General features: G+C 52.8%; 18 protein-coding genes. 6 read left to right on the top strand and 12 right to left on the bottom strand.

Annotated features, from left to right (window positions below; translation table 11 throughout):
* Window positions 1–55 precede the first annotated feature (55 nt).
* From GGC63_RS14695 to GGC63_RS14710, 4 genes are all read right to left on the bottom strand, one after another.
* Complete coding sequence (locus tag GGC63_RS14695) at window positions 56–2,269, bottom strand: methyl-accepting chemotaxis protein (RefSeq protein WP_192702957.1); 2,214 nt, start codon at window positions 2,267–2,269, stop codon at window positions 56–58.
* Window positions 2,270–2,444: 175 nt separating this feature from the next.
* Window positions 2,445–4,022 (bottom strand): UDP-glucose--hexose-1-phosphate uridylyltransferase, encoded by a 1,578-nt coding sequence (locus GGC63_RS14700; RefSeq protein WP_225948223.1) that lies wholly within the window; start codon window positions 4,020–4,022, stop codon window positions 2,445–2,447.
* A gap of 46 nt (window positions 4,023–4,068) precedes the next feature.
* A complete protein-coding gene (gene galE, locus GGC63_RS14705) occupies window positions 4,069–5,055 on the bottom strand; it encodes a UDP-glucose 4-epimerase GalE (protein WP_079911125.1) in 987 nt (328 codons plus the stop codon).
* A gap of 78 nt (window positions 5,056–5,133) precedes the next feature.
* Window positions 5,134–6,312 carry a galactokinase gene (locus GGC63_RS14710; protein ID WP_192702958.1) on the bottom strand — a complete coding sequence of 393 codons (1,179 nt, stop codon included), beginning with the start codon at window positions 6,310–6,312 and terminating at the stop codon, window positions 5,134–5,136.
* A 237-nt stretch (window positions 6,313–6,549) separates the two neighbouring features.
* On the opposite strand from GGC63_RS14710, the gene GGC63_RS14715 reads away from it, so the two are divergent.
* A complete protein-coding gene (locus GGC63_RS14715) occupies window positions 6,550–7,419 on the top strand; it encodes an AraC family transcriptional regulator (RefSeq protein WP_079911127.1) in 870 nt (289 codons plus the stop codon).
* 33 nt (window positions 7,420–7,452) lie between these two features.
* Here the strand turns inward: GGC63_RS14715 and GGC63_RS14720 are convergent, their stop codons facing one another.
* The gene (locus tag GGC63_RS14720; RefSeq protein WP_192702959.1) at window positions 7,453–9,597 is read right to left on the bottom strand and encodes a sensor histidine kinase; all 2,145 of its coding nucleotides are present in this window, start codon (window positions 9,595–9,597) and stop codon (window positions 7,453–7,455) included.
* 67 nt (window positions 9,598–9,664) lie between these two features.
* Between GGC63_RS14720 and GGC63_RS14725 the strand changes: the two genes are divergently transcribed.
* Window positions 9,665–10,357, top strand: coding sequence for a response regulator transcription factor (locus GGC63_RS14725; RefSeq protein WP_192703202.1), 693 nt, complete (start codon window positions 9,665–9,667; stop codon window positions 10,355–10,357).
* An 87-nt stretch (window positions 10,358–10,444) separates the two neighbouring features.
* Here the strand turns inward: GGC63_RS14725 and GGC63_RS14730 are convergent, their stop codons facing one another.
* The gene (locus GGC63_RS14730; protein ID WP_225948224.1) at window positions 10,445–11,767 is read right to left on the bottom strand and encodes a hemolysin family protein; all 1,323 of its coding nucleotides are present in this window, start codon (window positions 11,765–11,767) and stop codon (window positions 10,445–10,447) included.
* A 491-nt stretch (window positions 11,768–12,258) separates the two neighbouring features.
* On the bottom strand, window positions 12,259–12,960 hold the full coding sequence (gene rluF, locus GGC63_RS14735; RefSeq protein WP_192702960.1) for a 23S rRNA pseudouridine(2604) synthase RluF: 702 nt from the start codon (window positions 12,958–12,960) through the stop codon (window positions 12,259–12,261).
* Window positions 12,961–13,140: 180 nt separating this feature from the next.
* Here rluF and GGC63_RS14740 point away from each other — a divergent pair, with 180 nt between their 5' ends.
* From GGC63_RS14740 to GGC63_RS14750, 3 genes are all read left to right on the top strand, one after another.
* Window positions 13,141–13,545, top strand: coding sequence for a hypothetical protein (locus GGC63_RS14740; protein ID WP_192702961.1), 405 nt, complete (start codon window positions 13,141–13,143; stop codon window positions 13,543–13,545).
* 124 nt (window positions 13,546–13,669) lie between these two features.
* Complete coding sequence (locus GGC63_RS14745; RefSeq protein WP_079911133.1) at window positions 13,670–14,128, top strand: hypothetical protein; 459 nt, start codon at window positions 13,670–13,672, stop codon at window positions 14,126–14,128.
* A 183-nt stretch (window positions 14,129–14,311) separates the two neighbouring features.
* Window positions 14,312–16,504, top strand: a complete 2,193-nt coding sequence (locus GGC63_RS14750) for a transglycosylase domain-containing protein (RefSeq protein WP_225948225.1) — start codon at window positions 14,312–14,314, stop codon at window positions 16,502–16,504.
* Between the two features lie 89 nt (window positions 16,505–16,593).
* On the opposite strand, the gene GGC63_RS14755 is transcribed toward GGC63_RS14750, so the two are convergent.
* Both GGC63_RS14755 and GGC63_RS14760 read right to left on the bottom strand, forming a co-directional pair.
* Window positions 16,594–17,646 carry a hypothetical protein gene (locus tag GGC63_RS14755; RefSeq protein WP_192702962.1) on the bottom strand — a complete coding sequence of 351 codons (1,053 nt, stop codon included), beginning with the start codon at window positions 17,644–17,646 and terminating at the stop codon, window positions 16,594–16,596.
* A 103-nt stretch (window positions 17,647–17,749) separates the two neighbouring features.
* A complete protein-coding gene (locus tag GGC63_RS14760; protein WP_192702963.1) occupies window positions 17,750–18,292 on the bottom strand; it encodes a hypothetical protein in 543 nt (180 codons plus the stop codon).
* A 194-nt stretch (window positions 18,293–18,486) separates the two neighbouring features.
* Between GGC63_RS14760 and GGC63_RS14765 the strand changes: the two genes are divergently transcribed.
* Entirely contained in the window at window positions 18,487–18,645 is a 159-nt protein-coding gene (locus GGC63_RS14765) for a hypothetical protein (protein WP_192702964.1), read from the top strand.
* Between the two features lie 185 nt (window positions 18,646–18,830).
* Here GGC63_RS14765 and GGC63_RS14770 read toward each other — a convergent pair whose 3' ends face one another.
* From GGC63_RS14770 to GGC63_RS14780, 3 genes are all read right to left on the bottom strand, one after another.
* Window positions 18,831–19,565: a class I SAM-dependent methyltransferase gene (locus GGC63_RS14770; RefSeq protein WP_192702965.1), complete on the bottom strand. Its 735-nt coding sequence runs from the start codon at window positions 19,563–19,565 to the stop codon at window positions 18,831–18,833.
* A 33-nt stretch (window positions 19,566–19,598) separates the two neighbouring features.
* Window positions 19,599–20,162: a DNA-deoxyinosine glycosylase gene (locus GGC63_RS14775; RefSeq protein WP_318781056.1), complete on the bottom strand. Its 564-nt coding sequence runs from the start codon at window positions 20,160–20,162 to the stop codon at window positions 19,599–19,601.
* Between the two features lie 89 nt (window positions 20,163–20,251).
* On the bottom strand, window positions 20,252–21,145 hold the full coding sequence (locus GGC63_RS14780; RefSeq protein WP_192702966.1) for a DMT family transporter: 894 nt from the start codon (window positions 21,143–21,145) through the stop codon (window positions 20,252–20,254).
* Window positions 21,146–21,294 lie beyond the last annotated feature (149 nt).

A 21,294-nucleotide genomic window follows, 5' to 3' on the forward strand; every position in this document is an offset into this window, starting at 1 on the left:
CAGCTCTTCCCCGATTGCAGCTTCACATATGAGAGCCGTTCAGCTTTCGTCTCGTCTATCTTCTCCTGGTTTCCGTTAACCGGAACTGATTCACCAGCTGCTGCAGAAAACCGGTAATAGCCTCCACATGATGGGAGGTATGACGGACGTTCACAATATCGGTCATTAATTCCTGCACCTTGCCTTCGACCTCGGTAGAAATTTGGCGGTTTTCTTTGCTGACGTCGGCGATTTTTTCCATCAATCCGACTACCTCGTCGACGACTTGTGTTTTTTGCGAGTCCATCCCTGCCCCGGTTAATAGCTCAGAGGCTGCTGCCGCCAGCCGGGTCCCTTCCTCCACCACCTGCGTTCCTTCCTCCATTGAGGAGAACGCTTCCTTGGCGTTTTTATATATATGCTGCACCGTTTCGTGAATCTCCTCCGTCGATTTGCGGGTCAGATCAGCCAGCTTGCGGATTTCCCCTGCAACAACCGCAAAGCCTTTGCCATGCTCGCCTACCCGGGCCGCTTCAATCGAGGCATTCAAGGAGAGCAAATTCGTCTGGTTGGATATTTCCTCGATGACCTGAAGCACGTTAGTGATCTCCTGGGTCGTCTTCATGAAGGTCAGAATCGTTTGGTTCGTTTGAGCCACCTTGTCCGAAATTTGGCGCATCTTCTCCCCGATTCGCTCTACCTCGGTCTGCGCCACCGCAATTTGCTCCGACGCTTTATCTTCAAGCACCCTCAGCGTTCCCTGCATATCGCCTACCGCATCCTTGGCGACATCGATATCCTTCAGCTGGCTGCGAATGCTTCGAATCATATCATGAATTTTGCCGCTCATTCGCTCGGTGGATCCGGCTGTACTGACCGTCGATTCGTTCAGCAGCTGCTGGCTGGACAGCACATCGGCCGCCGCCTGCTTCACCTGCAGCATAATCCCTTCCAAAGAATCGATCATATTATTAATCCATTTCGCCAGCTCCCGGGTCTCGTCCTTATCGAACCGCGCATAGTCCAGACGCTGCGTTAAGTCCCCCTTGCCTTCGGCGTTGATCCGGATAAACCGGTTGATAGTATGAAGGCTGTCCACCACCGGCTTGGAGCCCTTCTTATGCAGCGTCCAGGCGACTAGGCCGCCGTACAACAGATGGAGCACGCCCAGCCCGATAGCCACAAGAGCCGGAGACACGGAACCCAGGCTTAGCGCGAAATAGACCAGAAGGGCGCTCAATACCGCGAAAACAGCGATCAGAGGCAGCTGAAGCTTAGCCAGTTTCCAGCCGACACCGCGAATCCGGTACACCTCCTCCAGATCCCCCTCGCACATCATCCCCCAAACATCCGGGCAATGAGGAAGCTGGAACGTCACCCCCTTGCCGATGACCGGAATATGCCGGTAATCCGAATAACCCGGAAAGGAGACGAATAAGTTGCTGCCGTTCGCTATCGTATTTGCAACGCCCGGATGAAGCTTGCCGGTGGCAGGATCAGTGAACATCAGCTCGAGCTCAGTGTGCTCCTGTACCGAAACTACACCCCAATCGGTTGTGACGCCGTCCTTCAGGTTTTCCCCATGAGTAAACGTACGATCCTCGAAGCGGCTTCGTGATAAGGCCGTACCCGGAGCAATGTGGGTATTCAGGCCCGCCCGTGCCATAAAAATATAGTTATCGCCGGAATCCGGATACACATGGCCTGATTCCCGCTGAATCAAGTCGCCGATCACATCGTTCGGAATTCTTCCGCACAAAGCTCCCGCCCACCGGCCGTCTTTCATAACCGGTACCATATAAAGAAGCGTCATTTTATCATGAAAAGCGGAGGTCGAAGGTCCTATCTCCAGCGTCAAAGGGTCTGCATAGGGACCGAACAGACATTTATCCCCTTTATAGGTATATTCCAAGCCTTTAGACAGCAGACCGCGCCCGGCATAGCTTGTGCCGACATGTCTCGGGTAAGATGAGAACACGACAACAGATTGTTCGTTTAACAGGAAAATTTCCGAAAAGTCCGATGCCCGATTACGGACGGAGGCGAACAGCTTGTCCAGCTCCTTAGCCTGGCGGTTCTGCGAATCGTCCCGATCCTCATCCACTGAAGCCATCTGCACGAGCAAACGATCCAGATGAGCCCAGTATTCGTTCGTCCAGCTTCTCAAGAGCTCCATGCGGGTGTTCGCAATCCCTTCGAAAATATCCTCGACATCCTCCTTTAACCCCCGATTCAATCGGTAAGACCACCAGAGAGGAAGCCCCTTCCTGAAACCTAACCAATCAAACATATGTACTCCCCCATCCCTTAACAGATGTTATCATTATGTAAAATACTATAACACAAAGAGAGTTCGTATGTGAGAATTTTTTCCTATTTTCCGCATAAAACTTATCACCAAACTGAAATAGATAGTAAAAAAGACTCATTCCCAAGGGAATGAGTCTCAAAACCTGCCATAATATTCAACGAAATCCGAACGTTCGAATAAATGCTTTAAATCCATCCAGTCCCGCTTCGGTCCGTTTGAATACGCCGGCATCCTGTAAAACGCAGGAGAATTTATGACCGATAGCCTTGCGAAGTACCTCTTCCGCGGCTGTATGCGTCAAGGCCGTTCCGTGCTCCGCAATCAGCTCGACGATCCAATCGCGATGCTTATACAGAGGATACTCCTCATGCCCGGTAATTCCCGCATCCAAAGGAAGAGATCCCGTCAGCACTTGTGCCAGAAGCTCCATTTCATCCTTAAGGCGGCCCGGGAGAACGGCCAGACCCATCACTTCAATCAAGCCGATATTTTCTTTCTTGATATGATGAAGCGGCTGATGAGGGTGAAAAATTCCATCCGGATGCTCCTCGCTGGTCCGGTTGTTGCGAAGAACAAGATCCAGCTCATACTCTCCATTTGCATTATTACGTGCAATAGGGGTAATCGTATTGTGAGGCACACGTACGCCGTCCTGATCCGTGTAAGCCAATATATCATGAGCGGGATCGCTGTAGTCTTTCCATTCGTTAAGAATCGTATCGGCCAGCTTCAACAGCAGCAGCTTATTATGACCGGAAATACGGATAACGGACATTGGCCATTTGACAATACCCAGCTTCACGTTCGGATAGTCCGGATGGGACATGCTGTATTCCACCGGTGCCTTCTCCATAGGGAACCGATGCTTGCCGCCCTGAAAATGATCATGGTTCAGGATGGACCCTCCTACGATCGGCAGGTCCGCATTAGCCCCTATAAAATAGTGAGGGAACTGATCGATGAAATCAAATAGGCGGTAAAACGTCTTATTGGAGGTCTGCATCGGCCGATGCTGATGGTCCAAAATGATGCTATGCTCGTTGTAATACACGTACGGAGAATATTGGAAATACCACGGCTCTCCGTCCAGCTCCACAGGGATGACTCTCAGATTTTGCCGGGCGGGATGATTCAATCTTCCTGCATACCCGACGTTGTCGATGCAGAGCAGGCATTTCGGATAATTGCTCGGCGCTGCTGTCTTAAGCAGGGCGATCTCTTTGGGGTCCTTCTCCGGCTTCGACAGATTTACCGTAATCTCCAAATCGCCGTATTCCGTTGGCGCCAGCCAATACTGGTTTTTGGCAATCCGGTCTGCGCGAATATAATTCGAATCCATGCACATCCGGTAAAATTCATTCGTAGCCCGCTCCACGCTGTCCTGCTTGGCCGTCTTCCAGAACCGTCCGGCCACCTCGGATTGACGAGGCATCAGACAGCCCATGATTTTGGCGTCCAGCAGATCGCGAAGCGTCGTGTTGTTGTCTTCCAGAATGCCGGTTTCCGCCGCATAATCCAGCAGCTGCTCCAGCAGCTCCACAGGGCTGTCGATAGATTCCTCTTCCACTTTGCCGCTGTACGGCTCCCCGATCCGAAGCATCTCAAGCAGGGCGTTACGCGCAGCATAGATGTCGATCGGCTCCAGCAGCTTATGTCTAATACCGAACTGGAGGAGCCGCTCTATGGTCAGAGCGGCTGTTTCCTCCCGATTCATACCGGTTGTGTCATTCATAGCGCACGATCTCCTTTGTTACAGCTTGTAAGCCGCATGTACTTGATTACTTCGCATAGCCTTCCGGATGGCTCTGATGCCATGCCCATGCCGATGCGATGATTTGCTCCAGACTATCGCGCTTCGGCTTCCAGCCGAGCTCCGCCCGGGTCCGCTCCGAAGAAGCGATAAGGATGGCCGGATCGCCTGCGCGGCGCGGCTCCACAACCGCAGGGATATCGTGTCCCGTTACCTTGCGGGCAATGTCAATCACTTCCTTAACGGAGAAGCCTTTGCCGTTGCCCAGGTTATAGATGCCACTGTCGCCGCCTTTACGAAGCTTCTCCAGCGCCAGGATATGAGCGTCCGACAAATCGGTCACGTGAATGTAATCGCGGATGCAAGTACCGTCCGGCGTTGCGTAGTCATCGCCGAAGATCGAGATATGCGCTCTCTTCCCTAGAGCCACCTGCAAAATAATCGGAATGAGATGCGTTTCCGGCGAGTGGTCCTCTCCGATACGGCCGCTTTCATGGGCTCCCGCCGCATTAAAATAGCGAAGCGACACGTATTTGATGCCATGGGCCGTATCGAACCAGCGCATCATTTTTTCCATCGCCAGCTTGGTTTCCCCGTATGCATTCGTCGGCAGGGTGCGGTCGCTCTCCACGATAGGCACATTTTCCGGTTCGCCGTACGTAGCCGCCGTGGAGGAGAACACGATTTTGTTCACGCCGTACTCGTTCATTTTTTCCAGAAGACAGAGCGTTCCGTACACGTTGTTATGATAGTACTTGGCCGGATTCTGCATGCTCTCGCCGACCAGCGAGTTCGCGGCGAAATGAATGACCGCCTCAATCTCATTTTCCTTGAACACCGTATCCATAAATGCCGCGTCACGCAGATCGCCCACGTACAGCTTGCCGCCCAATACCGCCTCGCGGTGTCCCTGCTGGAGATTATCGACAACGACAACCTCCTCGTTTCTTGCCAACAGCTCCGCAACCGTATGCGAGCCGATATAGCCCGCACCGCCTGTTACCATGATTGCCATTTTGATTGCCTCCCCATTGTTGTATGTCATGTTTCCTATCCGAATGCCCGGACAAGCTTCAGCCCAGGCAAGGCTTTTCTATGCTTCCGTTACTTGCTCCACGCCATTGCCGATGTCACATACGTAGAAGTCCGCGGTTAGCCCTGTTTTTTCCTTGTAGACGCGGCCCACCTGCTCAATAAACGTATCGACGCTATCCTCATGCACCAATGATACGGTACATCCGCCAAAGCCTGCCCCAGTCATGCGGGAGCCAAGCACCCCAGGAATCTTCAAGGCTTCCTCCACCATGACATCAAGCTCCAGGCAGGTTACTTCATATAGGTCACGAAGCGAATTATGGGAGCCGATCATCAATTGGCCGAAGGCCTCGAGATCGCCTTTCTCCAACACTTTCATGGATTGAAGCACGCGGTCAATCTCCTCCACAACGTGCCTTGCCCGCTTGCGGACGGTTTCGTCCGGAATAAGATGCTGATAAGCGTTAAACTGCTCCAGATTCAGCTGGCCGAGCAGCGTCAGCTCCGGAAATTGCTGCTGCAAATCCTTGACTGCCTGTTCGCACTGCGATCTTCTTTCGTTATAGGCCGAATCAACGAGGCCGCGCTTCTTGTTCGTATTGCCGATCACCAGCTTGTACGCGCCGCTCTCAAACGGCACATGCTTGTACTCAAGCGTATCGCACATCAGCAGGATCGCATGATCCTTCTTGCCCATCGCCACGGCGAATTGGTCCATGATGCCGCATTTCACACCCATGAACTCATTCTCCGCCTTCTGCGACATCAATGCGATTTGAACTTTATCCGCAGGGTGTCCCTCCATGGTCAGCAAGCCATAAGCCGTTACCACTTCAATAGAGGCCGAGGAGGACAGTCCGGAGCCGTTAGGAATAGCGCCGCTGTACAAGATGTCATAGCCGCCTACGGACAGGCCCTTCTTCTGAATCTCATGGATAATCCCTTTAGGATAATTCATCCAGTCATCGGCCGGATCAAACGCGATGTTGTTGATGGAAATATGTTTGTGCAGCGGGAAGTTGGTTGAGGCGAATCCAACCTGCTCATCCTCGCGCTTGCGGATCAGCATGGTCGTCCCGAAGGTAAGTGCCGCCGGGAATACGTAGCCTCCGTTATAATCCGTATGCTCACCGATCAAATTAACGCGCCCAGGTGCATGAAAAACGTGGATAGGTTCTGCGCTCTCGCTGCCGTATTGTTCTGTGAAACGGCCTTTCAATGCTTGTAAATCTGCCATGGGTACACCACCTGTTTTAGAATAATGCCGCACATCAATGGATGCGGGGCTCGTTGTTTGCTTGCTTTCAGTATACTGCTGCCGGGTTCTCTTCACTATGGAACGATGTCAGTATAGCATGGAAAAATGTTAGATCGCCCGTTTAACTTCTCCAGGGACATGATATACTCTATCTTATAGAAAGACAACCTGAGCGAAAATGTAAAATACGACCGATCATGCCAGGAGGATTGACCGATGACCGTGCCCACCAAACGAACGGAAAGCTATTATGTCGTCTCCAACCCCGAGCCGCCCGCCGATGACGATTTGACCGTGCTGTTCAGCGGCAGCAGCCAGACCAAGCCCGGACACAAGCCCGGCCCGAAGGTGGTCGACTACTATTTGCTCCACCACATTCAAGCCGGGCGCGGTACTTACACATGCCAGGGGGTAACCTATCCTCTGGGGCCCGGGGACAGCTTCCTGATCGAGCCGGGCCGGCTTATCAGCTACAAGGCCGATGAGGATGATCCTTGGTTCTATCGCTGGATCGCGTTTGAAGGAGCTCGTGCGGAGCGGATGCTGAAGCAGATCGGCCTCTCCTCCCAGCAGCCTGTCGTCCACACCGGCCGCAAACGCAGCATCGGCGTGCTCTACCATCAAGTGCAGACCGTCTTCCAGACGAGAATAAGCCAAGCCAACCTTAGGGCAAGCGGCTATCTCCACCTGCTGCTGGCCGAATATGCCGGGGCTCTGCAGCCCGAGCCGAGCGGATCACCCCAGCTCCCAAGCAGCAGCGGGCAGATCGTCCAGCAGGCTATTCAATATTTGTCCACCCAATATGCGGAGCCTATCACTATAGAGCTCATGGCCGAGGCTCTCGGCTATAACCGCGCCTACTTGTCCACGTTGTTCAAGAAGCATACGGGCATGACTCCCGTAAGCTTCCTGCTTCAGCTCCGCACGGACAAGGCAAGGCTGCTGCTTCGCGAGAGACAAGAGCTTACCGTGGAGCAGATCGCCTCCTCGGTCGGGTTCCATGACCCGCTTTACTTTTCGAAGCAGTTCAAGCGGCTGTACGGGATGTCGCCGACCGACTATCGCCAGGCGATGAAGCGGCTCTAGCCTATTGTCCGGTCAGGAGAATCCTTCCTTCACTTAAGCGCGAATGATCTGCTTGGCCGGCTGCAGAGGCAGCAGGAAGCAGATGCAGGCTCCTTGTCCGAGCCGGCTCTCCGCCCAGATGCGTCCGCCATGGAATTCCACGATTTCTTTGGCGATGGCAAGTCCCAGGCCGCTGCCCCCCTCGGCGGAGTTGCGCGCCTTGTCCTTCTTATAAAACCGGTCGAATATGTAAGGTAAGTCTTCCGGATCGATCCCGCTCCCATTGTCCTGTACCCGCATTACAAGCGCTTGTCCTTCAATGGCCATTTGGAGCTGTATAAATCCTCCCACGGGAGTATGCTTGATCGCGTTATAAATAATATTGGTCAATACCTGATCGATCCGGTCGATATCGATAAATACGCTGCCGGTTTTATTCCGCTCCTCCGGAGCAGGGATAGGAGCCTGTACACTGAAATGCAGGCCGGCATTCTTCACCTCAAGATCGTAGCGATCGCTGTAAAAGTGAATGACGTCTTCTATGTCCATCTCCTGCATGGAAAAGTCAATTTGCCTAGCCTCAAGCTTGGAGAGCTGGAACAAATCGGCTATAAGCCGGTTCAAGCCCGTGATTCGCCCCAGAATGAGCCGCAAATATTTTTCCTGCTGGTCAGGATCGACAACAACCCTGTCAATTAAAGCCTCCACATAACCCTGGATAAGCGTCATCGGCGTCCCGAGATCGTGGGATATGTTGCTCAGCAGATGGCGCCTGGAGGTTTCCAGACGTCCCAAATCCTCATTCATTTTCTCCAATCTCCGGTTGGACCTCTGAAGCTCGGCTGTTCTTTCCTTAATCCGGTGCTCCAGACCCATATTCAGCTCACGCAGCTGGCGGGACAAGGTCTCCACTGATGCAAAGGCTTTGAAGGACTTGAGGCTGATGATAAACGATGTCATAAATATGAAGAAAAACAAGCCAAAGGAAGAGATATTCCCTAAATGAATCCACTGATTATAATACAAAATATCTACACAAACCGTAATCGCGTATACGATGCCCCCCAATAGAGCAAACCAAGCCCCTTCCCTGCCGCGGAGCAGAGCTCTGACGATCCCGGTCAGCACATACCCGCAGACCAGCACTGTAATCACTTGGTAGGCCTGAGTCGTGAATGTGAATTGCTCCGGCGGCAGGATTATCACCGCGGCTGAGAAGACGGCCCCAGTCACCTGTGTTCCGACCACGAAAAAACGCATTATCTCCTGCGGGTATAATGATCTGCAGAACATGACCGCCAGCGGCAGCGCCAAATAGTAGCATAGATACTCTATCCGCAAGCCGCATTCCCAAGAAACGGACGGGAACATTTGCAGTGCGGCCCCCTCGCCGACATACGTAGCTCGTATCCCGATCAACAGGCAGAATAGGGAGAAATAAAGCGATCCTCTCTCTTTAAAGCGGATAAGGAATAGCCCGAAGTGGTACAGCCCCATCAACAGCAAGCTTCCTACCAGCATTAAATCAAGGCCCATATGATTATTATGGCTTGTTGTGATCTGAGAGGCTTCCCCCAACTTCAGCTCGTTCCATATTCCTCCGAGCCGGTGATCGTAATTGGAAACCTGGAGTACGATATCCAACGTCGTACTCGTCGGTTTAAAATAGACGACCTGAGGTCTATATCCCGGCTCCCCTTCCTCCGGGCTGACCCCTACCTTACCTGCTTGGGCGAGCCGCTCGCCATTGATCCACAAGGTATAGGCTGTACGTATAGAAGGCATCTCCACTGCCAAAATGCGATCGGTCGGCTGCGTCAACAGCTTCAGATGAAACGTCGCATAGCCGATCCCGGATAGCGCTTCACCGTTGACCCAATGTCCATTCCAGGCGGCGGGAAGCTTGAGCCGATCCGGAACCTGACGCAGATATCCGTTTGAGGCAGCCTCCTGCGGGTCAACCAATTGCCTCCAGTAAAAGTCCCAATCTCCGTTTAATTCCACGCCGCCGTCCTGCTCAAATTGCCAGCTCCGCAGATCCATGACCCCATCAACCGCAAGAGGCTGAAGCCGCTTTACCGTCTCGTCCTTGCCGCACCCGCTTAACAAAAGGATAGCAAAAACAACTGGAATCCATATATAATAGAGATATAATCTGGAAACGGAAATCACTTTCTTTCTATAACATTTTTCTCTCATCGTATCGCAATTTTCATTTTTTGGGAACTAGCAGGTTACAACAGGGGTCAGGAGATGAAGAGTGACAATGCCAGCTGAAAAAATATTAATCGTAGATGACGAACCGGAAATTATTGAGCTCATTCGATTGTACTTGATCAAGGAAGGATATGAAGTGATAAGCACGGACAGCGGCACCGGGGCTTTGGAGTATATGGAGCAGCATAAACCGGATATGGTGATCCTGGATGTGCTGCTGCCGGGGATGGATGGTATTGAAATATGCCGGCAGATCCGCAGAAATTACGACATTCCGATCTTGTTCATCAGCTGTAAGAGCGAGGATATGGATATCATTCTTGGCTTAAGCATCGGCGGCGACGATTACGTGACCAAGCCCTTCAGCCCGAGCCAGCTCGTCGCGAGAGTGAAGGCCCATCTGCGCCGCAAGCAGCAGTTGGACCAGCAAAAGGAGGAATCGCAGCAGCTGTCGTTTCCGGGGCTCGAAATCGATCTTCTCAGCCGCAATGTCTGGGTCAACGGAACCATTGCCCCCTTGTCGTCCAAAGAATTCGACCTGTTGGCCTTAATGGCCAAAAAGCCGAATAAAGTGGTGCCCATCGAGCAGCTGTATAAAATGGCCTGGGGAGTGGACAGCAACGGGGACACCCGAACCCTTCTCGTGCATATCAGCAATCTGCGCAAAAAAATCGAGCCCAATCCGACCGAGCCCGTTTTCGTACAAACGGTCCGCGGCGTAGGCTATAAGTTTAACTGCTAGAACTCTTACATAAGATAAGAAAAGTAAAGGGCCGCACAGACCAGGTATCTTCCAACCTGGCCTTGCAGCCCTTTTATTATTGATGGATTAAGCCGTTAGCGTTTCTACGGACAGCTTCCTCACAATAATCCGCGAAACCCTGAGTTCATCCGTTTCTTCCACGATAAACTCATATTGGTCATTGTATGCGATCTTCTGGCCTTTTTTAGGCGGAATCTCGATATGGGAGTAGACCCAACCGCCGATCGTATCATAGTCCTCGGTATCGATCTCGGTCCCGAATCGGTCATTCACTTCATCGATCAGCATACGGCCGTCGATAGAAAACGTTCTTTCGTCCTTTTGCTCCAGCACTGGACGCTCATCCGTATCGAATTCATCCTGAATTTCACCGACGATTTCCTCAATGATATCCTCGAGTGTCACCATACCCGAAGTACCCCCATATTCGTCGATCAACAGAGCAATTTGCGCTCTCTTCTTCTGCATCAGCTTCAGCAGGTTGCTGATCGGCATCGACTCAGGCACTTTGGTAATAGGGCGAATGACTTTACGAATGTCCGCGCTGTTGGCGTTGGCCTTCAATAAATCTTTTATATGGACAAACCCGATAATGTTATCTTTATCCGGATCACAAACCGGGTAGCGTGTTCGCATCTCGTCTAGCGCAATTTTCATATTCTCCTCAAACGACATTTGGACGTATAAGCAGCCCATATCCGTGCGGGGAATCATAATTTCACGCGCATTCGTTTCGGTAAATTCAAAAATATTATCAACCAGCGTAAGCTCGGTGTTATCGATCAAGCCGTTCTTATGGCTTTCTTTCATCAGTACGCGAATTTCTTCTTCCGTGTGAGCCGAGTCATGCTCGGAAGTAACCTCGATCCCCGCCTTGCGGAGCATCCAGTTGGAAATCGTATTCAACAGCCAGTTGAATGGGAACATAATTTTATAGAACAAAATCATAGGTCCGGCAGACATCATCGTGATCTGCTCCGGCTTGCGAATCGCATAAGTCTTCGGAAATTGCTCACCCAAAGTAATATGCAGCGTGGTAATTACGGAAAAGGAAATGATAAAAGAAATCGTATGAATCAGTGTATCGTTAAAACCAAAATCCTTGAGCACAGGCTCAATGATTCTCGATACGGTCGGTTCCCCGACCCAACCTAAAGCTAGTGACGCTAATGTGATACCTAACTGGCACGCAGACAGATAAGCATTCAAGTTGCTCGTAATTTTTTGGGCAAACTTGGCGCTTGTGTTTCCATCCTTGGCCAACGTTTCAATCCTGCTGTTACGAACCTTAACCATCGCAAATTCTACAGCGACAAAAAATCCATTCAATAAGATCAAAACAAGAATCAATACCAGATTCCACAATAAAGGTAACGGGTCACTACTCAATAATTCCCTATCCCCTCGGTGAGGCGGATAGGTACACCTCCCTTAAAACTCAATTTTTCAAACCATACATAAGCAACATTTATATATACTTATATATACTTATTATATCGCAATTTATGCATGCTTCCAAGGAACAGCTTGCCGCTAAACGGCGTTATATCCCGAGATAAGATGTAAAAAGTATAGGGATACAAACTATTTTCTAACAATTTTGCGCCGATTTGGACTGTTTTGGACTTCCGAACCGGTTTCATTTATACCGCCACGGCATGGAAAGGGCTCATATGAATGGTAAAGAAATGCCGGGTACTCCGGTCGTAAACCGTGTGGTGTGGTGAAAGCCTTGAAGGAAATTGTACATGAAACGAGCGTTTCTGCACAGGGGCTGGGAATCATTACTGCCGCCAGGAGACTTGGCTTCGAAGCTGATTCAGGGGTAGAGCGCGAGCCGGCCAGCTCCGGAGTCGAGCCGGCTTGCCTCATGCCGCCGCTTACTTACGATCGTGAGCGATCGTTCGCAGCAGCTCGTCCATTTCCTGATCCGTCAAGTCCCGCCATTTGCCTGCAGGCAGCGAGCCCAGATGGATATTCATAATTCTTACCCGCTTCAAGCGGCGGACCTCATATCCGAATGCACTGCACATTCTCCGGATTTGCCGGTTCAATCCTTGGGTCAGAATAATTCGGAACACCCTGTCTCCCTGCTTGTATATGCGGCAAGGCTTGGTTACTGTGCCCAAAATATGGACTCCGCCCGCCATGCCCTGCAAAAACATCGGGGTAATCGGTTTATCCACCGTGACGATATATTCCTTCTCGTGGTTGTTTTCCGCCCGCAGGATTTTGTTCACGATGTCTCCGTCATTGGTCAGCAGGATCAGCCCCTCGGAATCTTTATCCAGCCGCCCGATAGGAAAGATCCGTTCCTTATGCCCGACGAAGTCAACGATATTGCCGCGAATGTGCTGCTCCGTCGTGCTTGTAATGCCGACCGGCTTGTTCAGCGCGATGTAGACGCCCTTCTTCCTGGTGCTGATCGGCTTGCCGTCGACCCGGACCTCATCCCCTTCTTCCACCTGGCTGCCCAGCTCGGCCCTCTTGCCGTTAATGGTTACGCGCCCGGCTTCAACTAATTTGTCCACCTCGCGCCGCGAGCAGAAGCCCGTCTCACTTATAAATTTGTTAATCCGCATATATTGTCACTCCACCTAATGTTCTCTCCATTGCCTGTATTATAACACGGCCTATCCTGCCCAAACAAAAATAGGCAGATTTCCCCTTTCCTTATTTACATAATATCCCCTGTTTAGGTACGATAGTCCTATGCTCATGTTCGATAACTATCACAATCCATCGAAAGGAGGCGAAATTCGTTGTTGTCCAAAATGTCCTATCCGGCCAAAACGGTATTCTACTTCAGCCTGTACATGTTCGCACTCAGCCTGGCCCTGTTGGTCGTACCGGGTCTGCTGGCTCCGCTGCTTGGCTATACCCAGGAAAGCGAAATTTGGATTCGCGTCATAGGCATGTTCCTGCTCTTCCTGGCGTTCTATTATTGTGCTTCGGCCCTTGGAGGAATGACATACTTCTTCTACTTGACCGTCTATACGCGGGCATCGATCATCGTGTTCATGACGACCTTCGTCTTGCTGGGTATGCTGAAGCCGATCTTCATTGCGCTCAGCCTTATCGACCTGTTCGGAGCGCTCTGGACGTTAAGCGCCCTTCGCTCGGCCATGAAGCATCATAAGAGGACTTCCATTCATACGGCGCCATAAGGGGCTTCACTCTGCCGCCTGTTTCAAGGCCCGGGAAACAGGGTAAATACAACTACCCGATTCTCGGGATGCCTGATTTCGGTCGCTGGCATTCCCACACCACCATTCAAGGAGTGTGAAGGCAATGACACGCAAGAAGCAGATGCATTTGATCACGCGCCCCTTTTCCCACGTGCACAATATATTAACGGCTCTAGGCTTTGCCGAACGAGCTCAGCGAGATGGATGCGTATATGAGATCATGTTCCGCGACCCTATCACGCTGAAGGACTATCTGTACCAGCTGCCGGCCCAAACGGCAACCAACGGCCTCACCATCGTTCATCTTCACAAAGCTTGCTTCAAAGACGGAGGGGATATTCCTCTCAGCGCCATAGAAGCGGCGGCTCAGATGATGGCCGAGGTCGAGCAGTATTTGGCCAGCCACGAGCCCAAGGAGGCCGGCAAACCGATTGAGGAAGCCATGAACGGCCGCATGGCCAATAACGAGGAGGAAGTGAAGCGGCTTGGGAAGGAAATGGCCAGCATGCCGACGAACTCCCAGGTGATGAAAAGCGGGCTGGTGCCCGATCCCATTCAATAGCAATAGCAGAATGGGATTAATCAAAGAACTCCGGCAGCTGCGGTACCAGAGCCTGCCGGGGTTCTTTGGCATGCAGAAATATCGGCGGTATCAACTGAAAATCGGCCCATTGCCCGAATACATTACTATGCGACAGTTTGTATTGCTCGCCATATCCAGTTTTTGTAGCGAGGGGTTTACTTCATGACATCAAAACAACCTTCTTTACTAGCGCTGCTGCGAAAGAGACTGCGGCGCAAATGGGCAGGAAAGAATGCAGCACGAAATACCTCCGTTTCGAAGCAAACGAACAGGATGGAACAACCGGCCCCGGATCAAAGCCGGGGTCTACAGCAGCCCAAACGGCCGAAGCGTGCCCGGCGCCGATTTGGACGGATAGCGCTATGGTTTGCCGGGATTATGGCGGTAGCCTGCGGCATAGCAGCATTTGCTGCCGCGCAGTGGGTTCGCAGCCTCGATATCAGCAAGCTGGAGAACCCTCTGCCCGAGCCGACGCTAATCTATGACCGGAACGGCAAGCCGGCTTCCCAGCTGTCATCCTCCCGTATCGTCCCGGTATCGCTGGACCAAATCCCGCTCGATCTGCGCAATGCAGTCATCGCGGTGGAGGACCGCCGGTTTTATGAGCATTCGGGGATCGATCTCTGGTCCACGGCCCGCGCTCTGGTTCGCGATGTAATGTCCGGCGAAATGAAGGAAGGCGGCAGCACGCTGACCCAGCAGCTGGCCAAAAACTTATTCCTGCAATCGGATAAGACGTTAAGCCGCAAGCTGAAGGAAGCCGGCTACGCTCTTAAAATCAATACGGTATACAGTAAGGATGAAATATTGGAGCTGTATTTAAACAGCATTTATTTCGGGGAAGGCCGCTGGGGCGTCGAGGGCGCGGCGCAGGAATACTTCGCGAAGCCCGTGCAGGAGCTGAGCCTGGCCGAGTCTGCTCTGCTGGCCGGCCTGCCCAAGGCTCCCACGGCCTATTCGCCGGCCAAAAATATGCAAAAGGCGCTGGATCGGCGCAATCTCGTCTTATCCCTGATGAAGGAGCAGAACTTCATTACGGAGGCCGCCTATGAACAGGCCGTCGCTCAGCCGATCGTGCTGAAGCAGCACAATGAGGAATCGCTAAAGGGCAAATACCCTTCCTATGTCGATTATGTCATCCAGGAGGCGGCGGATCTGTACGGCTTTACGGAGGAGCAGGTGCTGACCACCGGGCTCCGCATCTACACCGACCTTGATCCGCAGGTTCAAGAGGCGGCTCAGGATGTGTACGCGAGCGACGCCTTGTTCCCCGAGAGCAAGCCGGATCAGCTGATCCAGAGCGGTGTGGTCATTATGGACCACAAGACCGGAGGCATCCGGGCACTGGTCGGCGCCCGCGGACCGCAGGTCTACCGCGGCTTCAACCATGCGACGCAGCTGAAGCGGCAGCCCGGCTCGTCCTTCAAGCCGCTGGCGGTGTACGGCCCCGCTCTGGAGCAGGGCTATACCCCGAGCTCTCCGCTTTATGACGGAGACCTCGATATCGCCGGCTACCGTCCCAAGGACTGGGACGGTCAGACCCGCGGGCAGGTCACGATGCGGGAAGCCATTATGCGCTCGTGGAACATCCCCGCCGTATGGCTGCTGAACGAGATCGGCATCGATGCGGGGATGGACTTTGCCCGCCGGGCAGGCATAGCGCTTGGGCCTGCCGACCGCTCTTTGAGCATCGCCCTCGGCGGCTTGTCCGAGGGCGTGTCGCCCTTGCAGATGGCGCAAGCGTTCGGCGCCATCGCCAATCTCGGCGTGCGGCAGCAGGCGCACGCCATCGTGAAGGTAACGACCAAGGAGGGCTACCCCTTGGTCGAAGCACAGGCGCAGCCGGCCGCGGTCACGAAGCCGGCGACCGCCTATACCCTGACTTTACTGCTGCAGGATGCAGTCAAGTCAGGTACGGGTCAGGCCGCCGCGCTCGGGCGGCCGACCGCAGGCAAGACGGGCACGACGCAGCTGCCCGACACCAAGGAATTCGCCGACATCGGAGCCAACGGCATCAAGGATGCCTGGTTCGTCGGCTTTACGCCCGAGCTGACCGCCGCTATCTGGCTCGGCTACGATCAGACGGACAAGAACCACTATCTGATGACCGGGGGAGCGGTCCCCGCCGCGCTGTTCAAGGAAATCATGTCCCGCGCGCTGCGCGATGTGCCCGTGACTCCGTTCACGGTGCCGGCCGATTACGTTCCCGAGCCGGACCCGCAGAGCACCTGGCTTCAATCCGTACAGGAAAAGCTCGGCATCGGTAAACAGGAGACACCTTCCAAGCCCGGCCCCAAGGGGAAAGAGAATGACCCGGGGAAAGGCAAGGGCAAAGGCAAGCCGAAGGAGCATTAAACCATGACAAAAACCCCGCTTACAGCGCTTCGTCTTTATGACTAGGCCTGCTTGTAAGCGGGGTTTTCCTTACCTGTTAAAGCAAAGCATCAATCATCATCATGACCGTTACGTCCCTTGTCCTGATGCTTTTCTTTTTCCTTCTCCTTCTCCTTGTCCTTGCCTTTTCCGTTATCCTTCGGCCTTTCCTTCTCGTTTCCTTTAGCCTTGGATTCCTGAGGCGAAGAGTTCGCTGCTTTATCCAGCCATTTCACATCCAGCTTCCATTCCGGGGATGTGTTTTTAAGCTGAAACTCCGAAGCAATTTTTTGCTTTAAGGAGGCCTCGAACGATTTGGCGTCAGAAGGAACCCCCTTCATCAGCAGCTGAATGAACGAGTCCGCCTCGGCGCCCTCGAGATGAATGATGGAGCGGTCGTTCGTCTGCAGGAACATCTCGCTCTTCGATGGGCCCGACGAACCCGTCTTGGCCGGCTCCTGCTTGACCTTAAGCTCGAACTCGCGGCTCTTCCATTCAAAGGACAGCTTCTCCCAAGCCTTGGCTGAAGATGAACCGCTTGTTCCTGGCGTGCCGACGCTGGCGGTGGACCCCGGCGTCGACTTCGAACCGGAAGCCGTCGCTGCCGATGATGCGGTCGGGGCTGCAGGAGTACCTTGCGGAGCCGCTGCACCGGAAGGTACTCCTTCACCCGGCGCTGTCGGTGTCTTTGCGCCGGACCCGGCGCTTGCCTCTGCGCTGCCGCCCGTCGCTGGCGAAGTAGGGCTGCCTTGGGAAGCCGAATCGTTGGATTCCTGGCCGGCCGAAGCCTGCGCCGACTCTTGAGCGCTGACGGCTTTAATATAGGCAGCCTGATCCTTGCTGTTCAAAATAATGTCTACCGTATCCCCCGGCTGAAGATCCGCCAGGGCTGACTTTTGCATATTGCGATATACCCATACCGCAGCAGAAACCGGATAAGCTGCTTCCTGCCCGCCAGTACTCACGACGAGCCGCTTGCCCCCATCCTCTGCGCGGACAAACTGTCCCTTCGTTTCCTTCGATATTTCAGCCGATACCGGCCGTTCCGACAAGCCGAAAGCACCGTACGAAATGCCTCCGAGCACCAAACAACCGACAATAATCCATATGAGCCTTTTTCTCATAGTCCCCTCCTATAGGTCATCATGTCTTATCTAGTCCCTATAGGTTTCGTAATGATCTCCGCTTTTCGGGGATCATCGGGGATTTTTCGTATGACGGAATCCGCTATTGCACAGCGTCCCACCTGTGATCCGTGGTCTGCAGCCGGGGATGAAGCTCGGATGAGCTGGCCCCCGCAGGCATATCGATCCATAGACGGACCTTCTTGATCCAGGGCTCGAACGAATCGAAGGAAGCCAGCTTATTCGCCATGTCCAACGTTACCCATATAAAATGAGGCCCGGAGTACTTGTCGGCCAAATAACGGAATGCGGTATCGGCAGGCGTGTACTTTTTGCGCTTGCCCTCAAACCGGTCGATAACCGTCTCCGTCTCCGAAGGAAGCCTCTCCAGCAAAGCCTCCAGCTCCTCTACCCGTCGAAAATAAGGCGCGGCCTCCCGATCCCCCATCCGTTTGAGCGTCTCCTCATGCAAAGGATAGAACACGAGCCTGGCTACCGTTTTTTCCTCCGCCATGTGAATAAGTGCAGCCAGCTGCTGCTCCCCGAACGTCTCGAAGCTGTCGTATACCCATACTGTACCCCGCTTATCTTTACGTTCATCTTCCGGCACATAGCCGAAAGGCACACTGCTTGCTTGTCTCGCCATGCTGGTTCCCCCATCTATTGGAAATGATCGTTGTTAGCCTTAGTATACCATCCGCCTCTGTAAACATTCCCGCAATAAGGAATAAATGTCCTCTTTCCAGGCAAGCTTAAGAACAGCTTACTGCATTCGGCACAGGCGTATCCGCGCTGCTCGGGAAAGGAAGCTAAGTATACAAGGAAATGGAGAGAGATCGAATGTCGGAAAATAAAAAGCATCAAGGAAACTACGAGGGAACCGCCTCCATGAAAGCGGAAAATCAGGATATGGAGTTCGTGAACGATACGGTGGAGGGCGTGAAAACGACCAGAAACTTAAACGGAGCCATTTTCAAGGATTCGGCTGAGGAAGAGTAAGCAGGATATTTGCCGCTCGGTATCCTGATCTTGAAATGAACCAACGGTTAGCGCTAGCTTACGATGTCATTTGGAGAATTCCCCGTCTGCAGCCGAGCCGAATCAGCCTATATGGTGTCACCAAAATAAGAGGATGCGGGATTCCGGAAGGAATACCTTCATCCTCTTTTGCCTGAGAACCCGGTTTATAGTTTTATGGCAGATATCAGAAGAAACATCGGTCTTCGCAATTCATCCTTCATTTCAGGACCAGTATCCATAAGCCTTGAATCCGGTTCAGGCTCCACCAGCTCCCTGATTTGGAACCCTGATCGGATTAACTGATTGATGTAAGTCGTCAGCGTCCTGTGGTATTTTGTGACTTTCTCGCCCAAAAACCGGGTATGACGCATGCCTTCTGCAAAATACCGGTCTACTGGCCAGAACATCCTCTGCCCTAGTTCATCATAGTGCCAATCCTGCTTCTCATGGGCGGTAAACACCGGATGCTCGACCGAGAAAACAAACGCGCCCCCGCTTGTGAGGCACCGGTTCACTTTGCGGCAAATCTCCTCGAAGGATTGAATATAATGGAATGCCAGCGAGCTGAAGACGACATCAAAGCTATTCTCCGGAAAATCAATATCTTCAATTGGCATTTGCAGGTATTGAATAGAGTCTGACTGCGTCATACGCTTCGCCTCCCGGAGCATTCGTTCCGAAATATCGACGCCCGTGACCTGCTTCGCCCCTTGCTCGATTGCATAACGGCAATGCCAGCCATAACCGCAGCCCAAATCCAAAACCCGCTGATTCCGCAAATCCGGAAGCATTCGCTTTACTGCATGCCACTCTCCCGCAGCATCCAGACCTCCCATGGAACGGGCCATTTGACTATATTGTTGAAAAAACGCGGGATCATCATATTTGTTTTCTTTCATCTTGGAGACCTCCTTACCGTAGGTTGAACCCATTTATTTGTCGGCAGCCGTCGCTTCCTCTCTTAGTATGGCCCAGGATTCCAGCTTGGCCTCGAATGACAAGGTCCTCGCAGGGCTAGTGGAGGGCAGCACCCTGTACGAGAGATGCTCCCCAATACCAAGCTCCTTCAGCTTCGGCAGCACCCTCTTCCGGTATAGCTCGCCGGCGGCCTGCCCGTTGAAGAAGACTCGGCTTACTTGAGGGTATTCCCGAAACAACCATCCGAAGTCATTCGGCTCTGGATGGCGGATGTTCGTATCCAGGCTGCCCTCCCGCTCGCAGGAGGCCAGCACGTCCCATAGACCAATCCCATGCGATAAAGCAAACGCAAGCCGCTCCTCGTAGCTCTCGCTCGGGCTTATCTGCTGTCCCTGATGAGCCGTCGTCTGGGAGCCGAATAGGGTATACAGCAGCCTCCAGAAATGATTCCGCGGATGCCCGTAATATTGCTGCTTGGTTAAGGACAGCGCGCCCGGCATGGAGCCGAGCACAATCGTCCGGCACGATGCATTCATCACGGGTGGCAGCCCGATAAGACGATCTTCTTCTCTATTCACGTAGATCCTTATCTCCTTTCACCGCGGCTGCGATCCGATTACGACCGATAGCATCTCTATTGTTCCCAGTTTCCTGCCGCTAGCCACCTCTAGGCTTCAAGCCGCTTGCTTTGATCGAGCTTGACCTTTTGCTTCAGAGGCCAGTTCAGCAGCAGCAGCCCGGCCACAAAAACGCCCGCCCCGCCTATAATATAGATGGTAATAGGATCATGAAAAAATAAATATGACCATGCTATCGTGAACAGGACTCCGCTGTTGCTGACAATGACGGCAACGGCAAAGCTCACTCTTTTGAGTGCCTGCGCGAACCAGTTGAAGCTTAGCCCGGTTATGAGCCCGAGCCCGAGCAGGGCTGCAATCGCCCATCCGTTCACCGGCCCTGTCGCATGGGCTTGTACCGGCAGCGGAAGCGCCATAAGCAGCGAGCACCAGAAAAAGACGGAGAAGTTCATATTTTCCGCATCCATCGATTGAATCAGCATTTTCTGGCTTAATACGTGGAAGGTTGTGCCGACCGCGGAGAAAATAAACAGAACGGTCGTCAAGCCGTTGCTCGCCAGCATCTGATGCAGCGGAAGCCCGTTCCAGCTGATCATCAGCACGCCTCCGATACAAAGACCCGCCGCCGCCCATCCGCGAGCCGAGACGTGCTCCTTAAAGTAAAAGGCCGAAACCAGCAGCAAAATCACGGTCTGGATCGGCCCTACCAAGATATTGCCATATGAATAGCCGATCGATAGGGCCAGGTTTTCGAAGAAATAGTTGCAGCTTTTGCCAAGCGCCCCAAGCCATATCCACTTCATATTGCCGCGAAGCTTGATTCGCCCGTCCTTCAGAAGCAGTAAAATGCCTAAAAAAACAATCCCTAACGCAAACCGTGCAAAGGTAATCGTCGTACTATCGACCATCCCCGATGCCGTCTTCACCAGGATCCCGACAAAGCTCCAGGATAACGTCGCCAAAAAAAGCAGGAAATACCCCACGCTGCCACACCTCATTCGTCCTCTTGACCCGCTCTGTCTTTCGGCATGCTGAGTCTGATTCTTGTCCGCTTCGATTTTACGTAGCTATTGTACCACAGCCTTGGGATGCCGTAACGATGAATATGAAGTTCGGCAGATCCATATTTGGC

Source organism: Paenibacillus sp. OAS669 (assembly GCF_014873645.1).
Taxonomy (GTDB): Bacteria; Bacillota; Bacilli; order Paenibacillales; family NBRC-103111; genus Paenibacillus_S; species Paenibacillus_S vulneris.

Bases quoted from the DNA above. Each gene is read 5' to 3' on its own strand.
- GGC63_RS14695 (WP_192702957.1), bottom strand. From the start codon at position 2,269: ATGTTTGATTGGTTAGGTTTCAGGAAGGGGCTTCCTCTCTGGTGGTCT.
- GGC63_RS14700 (WP_225948223.1), bottom strand. From the start codon at position 4,022: ATGAATGACACAACCGGTATGAATCGGGAGGAAACAGCCGCTCTGACC.
- galE (WP_079911125.1), bottom strand. From the start codon at position 5,055: ATGGCAATCATGGTAACAGGCGGTGCGGGCTATATCGGCTCGCATACG.
- GGC63_RS14710 (WP_192702958.1), bottom strand. From the start codon at position 6,312: ATGGCAGATTTACAAGCATTGAAAGGCCGTTTCACAGAACAATACGGC.
- GGC63_RS14715 (WP_079911127.1), top strand. From the start codon at position 6,550: ATGACCGTGCCCACCAAACGAACGGAAAGCTATTATGTCGTCTCCAAC.
- GGC63_RS14720 (WP_192702959.1), bottom strand. From the start codon at position 9,597: ATGAGAGAAAAATGTTATAGAAAGAAAGTGATTTCCGTTTCCAGATTA.
- GGC63_RS14725 (WP_192703202.1), top strand. From the start codon at position 9,665: ATGCCAGCTGAAAAAATATTAATCGTAGATGACGAACCGGAAATTATT.
- rluF (WP_192702960.1), bottom strand. From the start codon at position 12,960: ATGCGGATTAACAAATTTATAAGTGAGACGGGCTTCTGCTCGCGGCGC.
- GGC63_RS14745 (WP_079911133.1), top strand. From the start codon at position 13,670: ATGACACGCAAGAAGCAGATGCATTTGATCACGCGCCCCTTTTCCCAC.
- GGC63_RS14750 (WP_225948225.1), top strand. From the start codon at position 14,312: ATGACATCAAAACAACCTTCTTTACTAGCGCTGCTGCGAAAGAGACTG.
- GGC63_RS14755 (WP_192702962.1), bottom strand. From the start codon at position 17,646: ATGAGAAAAAGGCTCATATGGATTATTGTCGGTTGTTTGGTGCTCGGA.
- GGC63_RS14760 (WP_192702963.1), bottom strand. From the start codon at position 18,292: ATGGCGAGACAAGCAAGCAGTGTGCCTTTCGGCTATGTGCCGGAAGAT.
- GGC63_RS14765 (WP_192702964.1), top strand. From the start codon at position 18,487: ATGTCGGAAAATAAAAAGCATCAAGGAAACTACGAGGGAACCGCCTCC.
- GGC63_RS14770 (WP_192702965.1), bottom strand. From the start codon at position 19,565: ATGAAAGAAAACAAATATGATGATCCCGCGTTTTTTCAACAATATAGT.